Origin of the sequence: Aliifodinibius sp. S!AR15-10 (assembly GCF_031569985.1) — a bacterium.
Lineage (GTDB): Bacteria > Bacteroidota > Rhodothermia > Balneolales > Balneolaceae > JAMQKA01.
The window spans coordinates 54,727-68,968 of sequence record NZ_JAMQKA010000020.1; the positions used below are offsets into that span (position 1 = coordinate 54,727).

14 protein-coding genes and 1 tRNA gene are annotated in these 14,242 nt (G+C 45.1%); 11 read left to right on the forward strand and 4 right to left on the reverse strand.

Annotation, left to right across the window (positions count from 1 at the left end; genetic code table 11):
- Positions 1-39: 39 nt before the first annotated feature.
- The 11 genes from NC796_RS14095 (at position 40) to msrB (ending at position 10,607) form a co-directional block, all read left to right on the forward strand.
- The gene (locus NC796_RS14095; protein WP_310685275.1) at positions 40-2,289 is read left to right on the forward strand and encodes a DUF5916 domain-containing protein; all 2,250 of its coding nucleotides are present in this window, start codon (positions 40-42) and stop codon (positions 2,287-2,289) included.
- 163 nt (positions 2,290-2,452) lie between these two features.
- Positions 2,453-3,040 carry an outer membrane beta-barrel protein gene (locus NC796_RS14100; protein WP_310685277.1) on the forward strand — a complete coding sequence of 196 codons (588 nt, stop codon included), beginning with the start codon at positions 2,453-2,455 and terminating at the stop codon, positions 3,038-3,040.
- Between the two features lie 166 nt (positions 3,041-3,206).
- A complete protein-coding gene (locus NC796_RS14105) occupies positions 3,207-5,453 on the forward strand; it encodes a bifunctional (p)ppGpp synthetase/guanosine-3',5'-bis(diphosphate) 3'-pyrophosphohydrolase (protein ID WP_310685279.1) in 2,247 nt (748 codons plus the stop codon).
- 138 nt (positions 5,454-5,591) lie between these two features.
- Positions 5,592-5,924, forward strand: coding sequence for an HU family DNA-binding protein (locus tag NC796_RS14110; protein WP_310685281.1), 333 nt, complete (start codon positions 5,592-5,594; stop codon positions 5,922-5,924).
- Positions 5,925-5,927: 3 nt separating this feature from the next.
- A complete protein-coding gene (ruvX, locus tag NC796_RS14115) occupies positions 5,928-6,359 on the forward strand; it encodes a Holliday junction resolvase RuvX (RefSeq protein WP_310685282.1) in 432 nt (143 codons plus the stop codon).
- 3 nt (positions 6,360-6,362) lie between these two features.
- Positions 6,363-6,944: a peptide deformylase gene (gene def / locus NC796_RS14120; protein ID WP_310685283.1), complete on the forward strand. Its 582-nt coding sequence runs from the start codon at positions 6,363-6,365 to the stop codon at positions 6,942-6,944.
- Between the two features lie 53 nt (positions 6,945-6,997).
- Complete coding sequence (gene fmt, locus NC796_RS14125; RefSeq protein ID WP_310685284.1) at positions 6,998-7,918, forward strand: methionyl-tRNA formyltransferase; 921 nt, start codon at positions 6,998-7,000, stop codon at positions 7,916-7,918.
- A gap of 131 nt (positions 7,919-8,049) precedes the next feature.
- A complete protein-coding gene (locus tag NC796_RS14130; RefSeq protein ID WP_310685285.1) occupies positions 8,050-8,742 on the forward strand; it encodes an ankyrin repeat domain-containing protein in 693 nt (230 codons plus the stop codon).
- 223 nt (positions 8,743-8,965) lie between these two features.
- The gene (gene gap, locus NC796_RS14135; RefSeq protein WP_310685286.1) at positions 8,966-9,967 is read left to right on the forward strand and encodes a type I glyceraldehyde-3-phosphate dehydrogenase; all 1,002 of its coding nucleotides are present in this window, start codon (positions 8,966-8,968) and stop codon (positions 9,965-9,967) included.
- Positions 9,968-10,015: 48 nt separating this feature from the next.
- Positions 10,016-10,089 (forward strand) — tRNA-Pro (locus NC796_RS14140).
- 74 nt (positions 10,090-10,163) lie between these two features.
- Complete coding sequence (msrB, locus tag NC796_RS14145) at positions 10,164-10,607, forward strand: peptide-methionine (R)-S-oxide reductase MsrB (protein WP_310685288.1); 444 nt, start codon at positions 10,164-10,166, stop codon at positions 10,605-10,607.
- Positions 10,608-10,670: 63 nt separating this feature from the next.
- Here the strand turns inward: msrB and moeB are convergent, their stop codons facing one another.
- The 4 genes from moeB to NC796_RS14165 form a co-directional block, all read right to left on the reverse strand.
- Positions 10,671-11,852, reverse strand: coding sequence for a molybdopterin-synthase adenylyltransferase MoeB (gene moeB, locus NC796_RS14150; protein WP_310685289.1), 1,182 nt, complete (start codon positions 11,850-11,852; stop codon positions 10,671-10,673).
- 111 nt (positions 11,853-11,963) lie between these two features.
- The gene (locus NC796_RS14155; protein WP_310685290.1) at positions 11,964-12,239 is read right to left on the reverse strand and encodes a MoaD/ThiS family protein; all 276 of its coding nucleotides are present in this window, start codon (positions 12,237-12,239) and stop codon (positions 11,964-11,966) included.
- Positions 12,240-12,258: 19 nt separating this feature from the next.
- A complete protein-coding gene (locus tag NC796_RS14160) occupies positions 12,259-12,699 on the reverse strand; it encodes a M67 family metallopeptidase (protein ID WP_310685292.1) in 441 nt (146 codons plus the stop codon).
- An 8-nt stretch (positions 12,700-12,707) separates the two neighbouring features.
- Positions 12,708-13,622, reverse strand: a complete 915-nt coding sequence (locus NC796_RS14165) for a cysteine synthase family protein (protein WP_310685293.1) — start codon at positions 13,620-13,622, stop codon at positions 12,708-12,710.
- Positions 13,623-14,242: the final 620 nt, after the last annotated feature.

Consider the following 14,242-nt stretch of genomic DNA (forward strand, 5'->3'; position numbering starts at 1 on the left):
TTAAAATGGCTCTCTCCCGTCTGCAGATACTTGTTTTATATGGAAATAAAACGATACAAAAAGGTTCTGTTGCAAACCGATCACTTTTTCGGATTACTACTTTTAATATATCTTTTGGTTCCTTCTCTACTATTTGCCCAAGGGGAAAAGCAACGAAAACAAATTGAGGCCTATCAACTTAGTTCCGATGAAAATGTTGTTTTTGACGGTCGTGTGGACGAACCATTTTGGCGCAAGATAGAGCCGGCCACCAATTTTCGCCAACAGGAACCGAGGGAGGGCGCCATGGCAACGGAGCGGACAGAAGTACATATCGCTTTTGATGAGGAATATATGTATTTGGGAGTAACGCTGTATGACAGCAATCCCTCAGGGATCAAGGCATATCAAAAAAGGCGCGATGTGCGTATCGTTTCTGATGAACGCTTTACCTGGATCTTCGATACGTTTAATGACCAGCGGAGCGCCTATTTCCTGGAAATCAATCCCAATGGACTCCGAACCGACGGGTTAATAAGTACGGGGCAGGGGAATGCAATTAATTTCAACTGGGACGGTATCTGGGATGCACGAACAGTGATCGGTGATTTTGGATGGTCCGCCGAGATAAAGATTCCGTTCAGAACTTTTAATTTTGATGCGGAAAGTGACCGTTGGGGTGCCAACTTTATGCGGGTGATACGTCGTAAAAACGAAACTGCTCTTTGGACCGGCTATCACCGTAACCAAGGCATCTCTCGACCGCAGGATGCCGGTGTCCTGACGGGATTAAAAGGGGCTTCCCAGGGGTTAGGCCTGGAAGTTGTGCCGTTTGGGATTGTAAACGCAAGTGAAGATCAGGCTGCCTCTCCAACAACTACAGACACCAACGTTGATGGTGGTTTTGATGTGAACTACAGCATAACGCCCAGCCTGAAGGCTTCAGTAACCTTTAATACCGATTTTGCCGAGGCGGAGGTGGACCAGCGGCAAGTAAATCTCACCCGCTTTCCACTACAATTTCCCGAGCAGAGAGATTTCTTCCTTGAGGGTGCCAATATTTATGAGTTTGCACCGACTAGTAGAATAAATCCCTTTTTTAGTCGCCGTATTGGCTTGCAGGGTGGGGAACCGATCCCGATTACCTACGGTGCGCGTATCCTGGGCAATGCCGGCAAGTACAACATGGCACTTCTGCATGTTCGCACAGGGGAGAAAGGGGCCGTGCAGCCAGAAAATTTTTCCGTGGCCAGGGTCAAACGTAATATTGGCTCAGAAAGTACCATTGGTATGATCTATACCCGTCGTTCCACACAGGATAGTGAAGAGCTGACACCAGCACTGCAAGACCGACACACCTTTGGAGCCGATCTTGAGCTTGGGACCTCCAACTTTATGGGGTCCAATAATCTGCAGTTCCAGGCCTTTTTTGTATTCCACAACTCCCCCTTTCTTTTGGATGACGGGACGAACCTGTGGGACCGCTCCTCCCGCGGAATCCGTATCAATTATCCCAACCAGCCGTGGGCCGGGCACGTATCGTATCGTGAATTCGGTCGCGCTTTCGATCCAGCCGTTGGTTTCACGCCACGTAATGCTTTTCGCCGCCTGCAGCCTTCCGTCGAATATTCCCCCCAGTTCCCCGAGAGTAATATCGTTCAGCAAATTGACTGGGAATTTCGGTTCGAGCATCTTATGGACCTCGATTTTAAACTGTTAACGCAGGAGGAGCGGCTTACACTGTTTGATGTTACATTCATGACCGGGGACGTTCTGCAAGTGGATGTGTTCCGAAATTACGAACGCCTACAGGAACCGTTTGACATCAGAAGAGATGGGTCGATCATCATTCCGGTTGACGAGTATGTGACATGGGGTATGGAATCTGCTGTTGAAACCGCTCCCTATCGCCGGATTTCGGCCGAACTGAATGTTAGGACCGGTGGGTTCTGGTCAGGAACAAGTACAGAGTTTGGCGGTGAAGTGACGGTCAGGCCGTATCCCGGCATTGAACTGGCCCCTGAATATATTCATACCAAAGTAGATCTCGCAGAGGGAGACTTTTCTACCGATCTGTTTCGTTTTGAGGCGAATATAGACCTGACAACTTCACTTTTCATCACTACAAATGTCCAATACGATAACTTGAGTAAGCTGTTGGCCATGAATAACCGCTTGCGATGGATTATCACGCCCGGCTCAGATGTGTACCTGGTGTACAATCACAACTGGATCGAAAACCCCATGCAGCGGTTCCGCACCACCCAGCGGGCCGGTGCAATCAAGGTAAGCTATACCCACCGTTTTTAACAGGTGTGATCAGATACAAAAAAGCATTATCCAGTAGTAGTGGAATTACTGTGGAACGTAATCGTTTTGTCCTTGTTTAATTATTTGGAAATCTAGCGTAGTGAACTTAAACTAACGCCAAATCAACAACTTTGTGCACTAATTTAAATAAGGAAATTATTCTATGGACAATTTTAAGAGAGTATTAATGGTATTAGCAGGTGTAATCCTCATAGGCTCCGTTACCCCAAATCAAGCCGCCGCACAGTGGGGCGTGGGAGCATCGTACGAGATCCGGGATGAAGAACCTAAAAATGGGTTTGGAGTACGCATTGAAAGAGGAATTCTAAACAAATTACCAATTGTGCAGCTGGGCCTGCGCGCTCACTTTAGCAACTTTAGTGAAGAGAATGATGTGAGATCCAATGGTAATTTATACGCAGATACAGAGGTGAAAGATTATGATTTCGGAGTAACTGCCCTTGGAGGAGTTTCCATAGGTTTATTGAAGCCGTATGTTGGTTTAGGTCTCGGTTCGAATACCGTTGATCTGGAAGGTAGTGACCTGCCCGATAATTTAGACGACAGTGAAAGTAAAATATACTGGAATGCCCTTGTCGGTGCTGAAATAAGTGCAATACCAGTACTAAAACCTTTTGTCGAATACCGTTATTCTGATGTTGGTGAAAGTTTTTATGATGATGTACAACAACAAAATGTACCTTCATCTTCTAATGGAAGGGTCGTTTTCGGTGTGTTATTGAAGTTTTAAAAGTATTTCCAACATTTTACCATTGGCGGACGTTATGAAATGCGTCCGCCTTTTTTATTATCTCTTGGCAGAATAATGGGGTAAATTGGTATTTAAGTGGACATATCCTTTAATTAAATTGTTTAAGTGTTACCAGAACTGTAGAGTTGAGAAAGGCAGTTAATAGATGTCTGAGGTCAAAACAACATATAAGCAGGATTTAGACGCCTATGAGTTAGATCCGGCACAGCAGGATGATTTAAATCAACTGTTGGATATGTGCCATCAGTACACCGATTCTACCGACGATGAGATGGTAACCAAGGCCTTTAAACTCTGTTACCTTTCGCACAAGGGAGTTCGTCGGGCTTCGGGAGAACCATTTTATTATCATCCCGTTTCTGTTGCCAAAATTGTGGCGTCAGAAATTAATATTGATGACGTGTCGGTTGCGGCTGCATTGCTGCATGACACCGTTGAGGATACCGAAGTCACGCTAGAGGATATTGAAAGAGAATTTGGTGAAGTGGTAGCACATCTTATTGATGGGGTCACCAAGATTTCCGGCGTGTTCAAAAGCCGCGATACCAAGCAGGCCGAGACGTTTATGAAGTTACTGTTGTCAATGGCAGAAGACCTGCGTGTGGTGCTTATCAAGTTTGCCGACCGGCTGCACAACATGCGGACAATCCAGCACCTGCCGCGCGATAAACAGCTAAAGATAGCCACCGAAACGCGCGAACTATACGCTCCGCTGGCCCATCGTTTTGGGCTTTTCAATATCAAGAGCGAACTGGAAGACCTCTGTTTTAAGGTTATTGATCCCAATTCCTATAAATTTATTGCCCGCAAGCTTCGGGAAAAAAAAGAATCTCGGGAAGCTTTTATCAAAGAATTTATGCAGCCTATTGAGGACGAACTCTCCAAACAGGGCTTCGCATTTGAGATTAAGGGTCGGCCGAAGCATATCTACTCTATCTTCAGGAAAATGCAGCGGCAACAAAAACCGTTTGAAGAGATTTATGACCTTTTTGCTATTCGCGTTATCCTGGAAGATCCCCACAAAAAAGAGGATTGCTGGAGAGTGTATTCCATCATCACCGATTGGTATACGCCCATTCCGAAGCGATTCCGTGACTTTATCTCGGTTCCCAAAGCGAACGGGTACCAGTCGCTGCACACAACGGTAATTACAAAGAAGGGACGGAAGGTAGAGGTACAGATCCGAACCCGGAAGATGGATGACATTGCTGAGCGGGGTCTTGCCGCCCACTGGAAGTATAAAGAGGGCAAAGAAGGTTCCGAAACACTGGATAAATTTGTACACTGGGTGCGCGATGTACTGGAAAATCCACGGCCTGATGAGGCAAAAGAGTTTGTGAAGGATTTTCAGCTCAATCTCTATCAAGATGAAATTTATGCGTTTACCCCGGACGGCGAACTGCGAACGCTTCCACAAGGGGCTACCCCGATCGATTTTGCCTTCGATATTCACAGTGAGGTGGGAGAACGTGCGATGGCTGCGAAAATTAACGGGAAAATGGCACCGTTGCGTCAAAAGCTGGAGATTGGCGACCAGGTGGAGATCATCACGGGTAACAAAATCAACCTGAATCCCGATTGGATTAACGATGTGGTTACCCACAAAGCCAAATCGCGCATTCGCCAGTATATTAAGCAGAAAGAGCGTAGGGTGGCCGAAGAAGGGCGCGAACTCTGGCAAAAACGTGCCGAGCGGGGTAATATTGAAATTAATGAGCAAGAGCTCATGCGTGTAGCCCATAAGCACAAGTTCGATACGACCCAAAACATGTTTTATGAAATTGGTCGGGGCACGTTTGATGTAAATGAACTCTATAAAACGGCCAAGCAGCTAACCAGCAAGGGGCGCATAGAAGACGATGATGATACGCCAGAGCAACGACCGCTGACGGAAGAAGAAATCCAGGAAACATATATCAGTGCTGCGCGTTCAGTTAGTGACAGGAAGTCGCTTCTCATTAATGGAGAATTAACCGATGTAAAATATGCATATGCCAATTGTTGTAACCCCATCCCCGGAGATGATGTTATCGGGTTTATAAGTCGCGATGGAGATGTGAAAATTCATCGTTCGAATTGTAAAAATGTGCATCACCTGATACAAACGGACGGGGAACGGGTGGTCGACGTATCATGGGCCAAGCACATAGATTCAAAATTCCTCGGGGCTGTTAAGATAATTGGTGAAGATCGTGTTGGTCTTGTTAATGATCTGACCGATATCGTTTCGAAGTCACTTAAAACAAATATGAAAAGCATCAACGTCAACAGTGACAGTGGAATGTTTGAGGGCTTGCTGACCGTTTATGTTGATGATATCGATCATTTGGATAAAATTATTACGAAATTACTAAAAGTTAGTGGCGTTAAGAGTGCATTTAGATACGAATAAGTACGATGTTTTTTAGGCTTTTTTAATCGTTTTAAATTTTTATATCTGCAATAAAAACAATATCATCTCTCCTTTTATAACTCAAAGAGTTTACAAAGGTTAGAGCTGAATAATAATACATAAAGCACACTTTATTCTATGATTACCTATACTAAAAGAGACTTGGTGCGTCGGGTTGCCGAAGAGATGGATGAACCTATGGTTCAGTCAGAACCGTGGGTGGAAGCTGTGTTGGTGGCAATTCGTGAAACAATGATGAAAGCCGATCCTGAGTGCAGGATTGAGTTGCGAGATTTTGGTGTTTTCGAAGTGAAAACAACGAAAGCAAAACCCAAAGCACGTAATCCAAAGACAAATGAGGTCATTTACGTACCACCACATCGTAAGACCCATTTTAAACCGAGCAAATTAATGAAAGAATTCCTCAAAGAACCTTTAGACGAAGAGGAATTGGAAGAAGCAGAAGGCTAATCATTGACAGAATACGGTCGAATAATTGGAATTGATGTAGGAACAAAGCTGACGGGCCTTGCTCGTACAGATTTGTTGCGTACCAGTGCTAACCCTATCGGCACCTACGGCAGCCGCCAGGTTTTTGATGAACTGGAACGACTTATAGAAAATGAAAATGAACGGGTCATCAAAATTGTAGTAGGCTGGCCGCTGACGCCCGACGGAAATGAGGGCGATGCCACCGAACGTGTCGAGAAATTTATTACGAAGTTGCGCCACCGTTTTCCCAACATTGAAATAGAAAAGATGGATGAGCGGTACACCTCGAAAGAAGCTGTTCAAGCGATGATTGAGGCTGGTGTTCCCAAAATGAAACGGCGCGAGAAGGAACGAATTGATCAGGCGGCTGCTGCCATTATTTTGCAAAAATACTTACAAATATCTGAACACTGATATATGCCCATTCTACCTATCGTTACATACGATGATGACGTGCTCAGAACGAAAACCAAGCCCGTCAAAAAAAACTCTGAGGAGCTGCAAAACCTGATCGATGACATGTTCGAGACGATGTATAACGCCGACGGGGTAGGCTTGGCAGCCCCCCAGGTGGGCCAACTGGTCAGGGTCTTCGTGGCTGATGCCGATCCAATGATTGACGATGCCGACCAGTCCGCAAAGAAATATGGGCCACTCACCATGATTAATCCTGAGATTGCAGAAACCAGTGAGGCTGAAGTTGAAATGGAAGAGGGGTGTCTGAGTATTCCGGGCGTCAATGCTGCAGTAAAACGTCCCGAGAAGATCAAAGTTCGATATCTTGATCGCGACTTCAATCAGCAGGAACTTGATCTGGATGGATGGCTCTCCCGCGTTGTGCAGCATGAGAAAGACCACTTGGATGGGGTACTGTTCCTGGAGTACCTTTCATATTTCAAGCAGAAGATGTTGAGTTCTAAATTGAATGAAATTGAAAAAGGTGAAAAAGAGACTGACTATCCCTTGGTGCCCAAAAAAGAAAAGAGTGCTCAGCAATAACTATATCGAGAATTATACTTAACAACTAGTAAAGTAACGGAAGCATTTCTCTGATGGATATTGTTTTTATGGGATCCCCCGATTTTGCCATTCCCAGCCTGGAAAAGATCCATGCCTCAGAACATGATGTTGTTGCCGTGGTAAGCAATGTAGACAAACGACGAGGCAGGGGAGGGGGTACAAGTCCTACCCCCGTAAAGGCAAGGGCACTGGAGCTTGATCTCCCGGTAATTGGAGTGGATGACCTATCATTACCCGCTTTCACAAACAAACTTGCGGCTTTGAAAGCCGATCTTTTTGTTCTCGTTGCTTTCCGTATTCTTCCACCGAAAATATTGGATATTCCCAGGAAGGGTTCCATCAATTTACATGCTTCCCTTCTGCCTAAATATCGGGGTGCCGCCCCTATTCACTGGGCTATAATTAATGGGGAAGAGAAGACCGGGTGCACCGTTTTCTTCCTTAATGAAAAGGTTGATACAGGCCATATTATTAAACAAAAAGAAACGGCCATTGGGAAAAATGAAACGACTGGTGATGTTTATAAACGCCTTAAAAAAATGGGTAGTGAACTATTGCTTGAGGCGTTAGATGAGATTGCTGATGATTCGTATTCTACATATCAGCAGGATGATTCCAAAGCTACCCCCGCACCGAAACTTTTTACTGATGATTGTCGAATTGATTTTGACAAAAAGGCGCTGGAGGTTCACAATAAAATTCGGGGATTAAGTCCTTTCCCCACTGCCTGGGCCAAGCTTGATGATCTCAAGTTCAACATGTATCGCTCGGAACTGGCAGACGCATCGGGTTTAAATCTCAAGTCGGGAGAACTGCAAATGGAGGATGAGGAGTTGCTTGTTGGCTGCCGTGACGGGGCTGTTGTCCTGAAAGAAGTTCAAATTGCGGGTAAGCGTAGAATGAGCGGCAAAGATTTTATGAACGGATACAGCGGAATAGGTGTAATACATTAGTGGTCCAATGGAGCAAAAAGCATAAATTCCCAACTTTACGGCGAAATCTTCTTGATTAATTTCTTAAATATTTAGATATACCTGTCCATCTGCGGAAAATGCATTAACCGCTATTTTTAAAACTCTTTACTATGGAACTATCACCACTACTTAGCGCTGCCAAAAATGGTAAACTCGAACAGATAAAAAAGTCTCTCAACGGTGGTGCAGATATTGATGAAACGAGCAAAAACGGTTCTACTGCATTGATCCTGGCTGCTGAACAAAACCAACTGGAACTCGTCAAATACCTTGTTAAGCAAGGGGCCGATCCCAATATGTCTACTTCCATGGGGGCAACAGCTCTCAACAGGGCAGCTGAAAATGGCAACCTTGAAATGGTTGAATTTCTACTCCAGAACGGGGCAAAGGTTGGAGAGCTGGTATTGGTCGTGGCTGCTCGCGAAGGATACTTGAACATTGTAAAACTGTTGGTGGAGCATGGAGCCAATATCAACGCCCAGCAGCGGTGGGGACAAACCGCCCTTATGCAGGCAGCACGTGAAGGCCATGCAAGAGTTGTTGATTATTTAATAAGAAAAGGTGCAAATGTAAGCCTGAAAGATCGTAATGGTGACACCGCTCTCTCTATAGCACTGGATAATGATCAGATTGATATTTCTAACCAACTAAAAAGGGCAGGAGCTACCGAGGTGACAAAGAAATCCAGTGCATCTACGGACGATTATGATGATGAAGGTGAAGACGAGGATACGAGTCCTGATTTTGAGGACCTCCTGGATGAAGAAAATATACCGGAGGATGTTGACCTTGATGAGGACTAAGAGTTAATATTTTAACTACTCCACTATCATTTACCAATCTGCTGCTATCTTTATTAGCATAGGTCAAGAAGAATCAATACTTTTTCGCAGAAAATTAGTATTGAATATTGAACGCTTGAATGATACTTTTTGACCGACTTTGCTCAATTGCTGTTTTCAAAAACCTTAGGAAAATTTACAGGAAACTAACCAAGAATAAAGGATAAGAAAGGGTACTTTTTTTATGGCGAAAACCAAGGTAGGAATTAACGGATTTGGACGAATAGGGCGGTTGGTTACGCGCTCTATTTTGGCCTATCACCAAGATGAAATTGAAATTGTTGGAATCAACGATCTGACCGATGCAAAAACATTGGCACATCTTTTTAAGTATGATTCTGTTCACGGAACCTACAACGGTGAAGTGAGTTCCACTGATAGCTCTCTTACCATTGACGGTATGGAGATTGGAATTTCTTCAGAACGCGACCCGGCGAATTTGGGCTGGGATAAACGCGGAGCTGAGGTTGTTGTGGAGTCTACAGGGCTTTTCCGCAACAAAGAAGATGCTTCAAAACACATTGAAGCCGGTGCTGAAAAAGTGATTATTTCTGCGCCTGCACGAGGTGGCGATGTAAAAACAATCGTACTGGGTGTAAATGATGAAGAAATTGATGATGAAACCCAGGTATATTCCAATGCCAGTTGTACAACCAACTGCCTTGCCCCGATGGTTAAGGTACTGGACGACAACTTTGGCCTGGAAAAAGGCTTTATGACTACAATTCACGCTTACACCAGTAGCCAGCAGATCGTTGACGGACCTCATAAAGACCTCCGTCGTGGTCGTACCGCTGCGCACAACATCGTGCCAACCACTACTGGTGCGGCCAAAGCTGTAGGCCTTGTACTTCCGCACCTGGATGGCAAACTTGATGGTAGTGCTGTTCGCGTTCCCGTTCCCGACGGATCGCTGACAGACCTGACCGCGGTTCTTGAAAAAAATGTAAGTGTTGAAGATATCCACAACGCCTATAAAGAAGCTGCAGAAGGCCCGATGAAGGGTGTTCTGCAATATTCTGAGGAAGAACTGGTTTCTACCGATATCCTCGGAAATCCGCACTCATGCATTTATGATACCGGATTTACCAAGGTAGAAGGAAACCTGGTTAAGCTTCTTGGCTGGTACGATAACGAAGCAGGGTACTCTGCACGTACCGCTGATCTTATTACCAAAATCAGCTAAACACGCTTTTCGTGCGACGCACTTTTGAAGTGCGTCGCACATTTTATTCGGGACGTAGCGCAGTCCGGTAGCGCACTTCGTTCGGGACGAAGGGGTCGCTGGTTCAAATCCAGTCGTCCCGACTAATCATATCATCAAGGTCAGGCTTTAAGAGTCTGGCCTTTTCTATTATAACACATGATTTAGATTTAGCATTATGATTGATTGGAAGCAGGTAAATCAATATGCCGTAAACGGAGCCCCTGAACCACCCCGGCGCGTGGAAAAAAGTGAACAGGAGTGGAAAGAACAGCTCTCTGAAGAACAGTTCCAGGTGACCAGGAAGAAAGGAACCGAGCAACCTTTTTCCGGTGAATACTGCGAGGCGCATCAGCCAGGTTTGTATGCCTGCATCTGTTGCGGCACCGAGCTGTTCGATTCCACAGAAAAGTTTGAATCAGGGTCGGGCTGGCCTAGTTTCTCAGAGCCCGTAGAAGAAAATGTGATACGCTATGAAGAGGACCGCAGCCACGGGATGCATCGCATTGAGGTGCTGTGTAATGTGTGTGATGCTCACCTGGGACATGTATTTCCGGACGGGCCCAAACCAACAGGGTTGAGGTATTGCATTAACTCGGCGTCACTTCAATTAGTGGAGTAGAAAAAAGGAAGGGAAGTCAAAGTTATGTGCGACGCACTTCAGAAGTGCGTCGCACATGTGGTATTAATATTGCGGAATGCTTTCGTCAATCTCCTCTGACCACGCCAGGATGCCGCCTTTCAGGTTATAGAGATTTTCGAAGCCGTACTTTTCTTTAAGCTTTTTAATCGCATCGGAGCTACGCTGACCACTGCGGCAATGAACAACAACCTTTTTGTTGCGGGCAATTTTATCCGCGTTATCAATGATCTCATCCAGCGGGATAAGCTCGCCACCGATTTCTGCGATTTCCGCCTCATATGGCTTGCGAACATCGATAAGCTGGACATCCTCACCATTATCGATCCAGGATTTGTACTCCTTGACAGAAACTTCAGGAACGACAGATTCCTGTTCCTCTTCAGCACTTGCCGAAGGAATCCCACAGAACTGTTCGTAATCAATCAGTTCTGTGATCTCGGGGTTTTTACCCGTAAGCGGATTGTCTTCATTTTTCTTAACCTTCACGGTGCGCGTGCTGAAGTTGAGCGCATCAAAAAGGAACAGCTTGCCAGCTAGCGGCTCACCAATACCGGTAATCACCTTAATTACCTCGCTGGCTTGTATACAGCCAATAATACCCGGCAATACGCCCAGTACTCCGGCCTCGGCACAACTTGGAACTAACCCGGGAGGCGGTGGTTCAGGAAATAGATCCCGGTAATTCGGGCCGCGATTTCCTTCTTGATCCACATAGTTGAAGACCGAGATCTGTCCTTCAAACTGGAAGATTGAACCATGCACGTTCGGTTTATCCAGCATTACGGTCGCATCATTGATAAGATAGCGTGTGGGAAAGTTATCAGTCCCGTCGGCAACAACGTCGTAATCTTTAATAATATCTAGTGCATTATCGCTGGTTAGTCGTGTTTCATGCACGTTGATGGTGATATGGGGATTGATTTCCTGCAATCGTTCTTTAGCGACCTGCACTTTGGGGCGGCCCACATCAGAGGCTCCAAAGAGCACTTGACGGTGCAGATTACTGGCTTCAACGACATCAAAGTCTACCAAGCCTATCGTTCCGACACCGGCGGCTGCCAGGTATTGCAGCATCGGGGCACCGAGTCCACCGGTCCCCACAGCCAAGACTTTGGCCGCTTTTAGCTTCTTTTGCCCTTCCATTCCAAATTCCGGGATAGAAAGATGCCGGCTGTAGTGGCCCAGCTCTTCACTTGAAAATTCTATGTTTTGCCAATTCGTCATTTCTAAATTCGTACTTTAAACTTTTACTGTGTTAATTTATGAGATAAAAAAGTCAAAGGAGCCGCGATTATACTTTACAAATCGAAGTTCCCCGTTTGCTGGCTCAATAAATCAACAACCTCCGGCAATAGCCGGTACAATACTTACTTCGGTATTTTCACTCAGTTCAAGTGAGCCATCTTCATTGGGATCAACTTCATCATCCCCAATATAAACCTTAATGAATGAACGGACGTTTCCATCCTCATCAAGCAGGTTACTCTTAACATCGGGGTATTCCTCCACAAACTGTTGGATCGCATCAGAAAGCGTATCCTTGTCGGTAGTAAAGTTGCGATTCTGATCAGTAAATTTTCGCAACGGGGTCGGAATTATGATTTTAGCCATAGTTTTACTTCAAAAAAATTTAGGTTATCTGTTTATCTTTGATATTCTCAGCTTGAAATGCTTCTTCCTCAAATTGTCGTTCTTCATTTAACTGCCAGGATCGCGTGACAACAGCCTCTCCATCTTCAACAGAAACAATGATGTAGGAGAAAAAGGGCATCGCAACTTTTCGGTCGTGCTCCGAAGGCACCGCGGGATGATCAGGATGAGAGTGATATACACCCAACAAATCCAGATCATGCTCAATCGCGTACCGCTCAGCTTCCTGGTAATCTTTTGGATCGATTTGGAAACGTCGTCGCTGGTCACCCTCCTTGGTATTATCGACGCGTTTAGCAAGGGTGATCTTACGCACATCGCCATCCTTGCCGTAGAAAAAACCACAACATTCATTGGGATAATATTCTTCAGCATGACGTTCCATTTCCGCCAATGCCTGCTCTTCAATAACTACCTTCATGCTCTGTTTTATTGTCCCTTAAACAGTTGATTGATTACTTGACCATATTTACTGCCATCATCAGGGAAGATCGTTACCACAACTCCCTCATCTAGCTCTTGAGCTATTTCTAAGGCTCCAGCCAAGTTTGCAGCAGACGATGGGCTAATGAGTAAACCCTCTTCACGGGCAGCCCGCTTCACAATATCATGTGATCGTTCGGTAGAAATTGTGCGCATCTGGTCGGCTACGGAATCATCATAAATACCCGGCGTGTGTGCCGTCTCCAGGTGCTTCCAGCCCTCCAAACCATGCATTGCCAAGTCTGGCTGCAGACCAATGAGTTCAATGTCCTCATCATACTCTTTCAGGCGGCGACCCGTACCGGTAAAGGTCCCGGTTGTGCCCAGTCCAGCAACAAAGTGTGTCACCTCATACCCCGATTGTTCAAGGATCTCAGGTGCTGTGGTGTAATAATGCGATTTCCAGTTGCTGGGATTACTGTACTGATCAGCATAGTAATATTTTTCAGGATTTTCCTCGTACAGCTTCTGCGCAATCTCCTGGGCTTCATCCGTGCTGCCTGTGCGAGAGGTGTACTTAATATTTACTCCAAGTGCTTTTAAAATCTGTTTCCGCTCTTCAGAGGCATTCTCTGGAAGGCACAAGGTTACCGGAATTCCGAGTGCTGCGCCGATATGAGCATAGGCAATACCGGTATTTCCACTGCTCGCGTCGAGCAGATGTTTCTCCGGCGTCAAGTCTCCGCGCTGGATAGCATCGCGAACAATTCGGTACGCAGGGCGCGCTTTGACACTGCTCCCAAATTGTTGCCATTCAAGTTTGGCAAAGACCTTAACATTTTTGTTTGGATTAATATTGGTAATAGGGTAGAGCGGTGTTTCTCCAATAAATGAGCTCAATTGATCACTTCGTTGACCCAAATCTGAATCTGTGTGTTCTAATAATTTTAGTGCGTTCATTATAAAAAAGCTTCTTGGATATTTTTTGCCAGAAATATGAAAGACAGATTTCACGCTGTGTTTGGGGAATCTGACTTCGTTACCGGCAATGTTAAATGAGTTGTGAGAGTAGAGAGAAGTTCCGGCAACTAGCTACAACAACAGCAACAACAACACGCACAGATATTACGTGGTTGAAGAGAGGTGACTGATATGTTGCTTGTTGTATTCAAAGTTTTCATAATTGATTTGTCTGACATTTCCCGATGTCAGTTGGCCTAAAATTAAGAATTTTTTTGATATATACAATGCTGTTTATTGAGTATTATCAAAGATCCCAAACCAGATTAATTGTATAATCGTTCAGGCTTGAGCTAAACGTTACATTTTAGCGGACAAGAGATTTTTTTGAATTAGGTGTTGACTTCTATCAAGAAGGTTAGTATTCTAGGCATGCAGAAGAAAGAAATCGCGAAAGTTTTTTAAATCTACTTAAATGAATCTTCAAAACAACATTCACAACCTTTTTACAAACATTCAGATGTGTTGTCTCTGTATGTGTTGTTGTATGGATGCCTCAAAGGGTAGTGGATGTAATATGC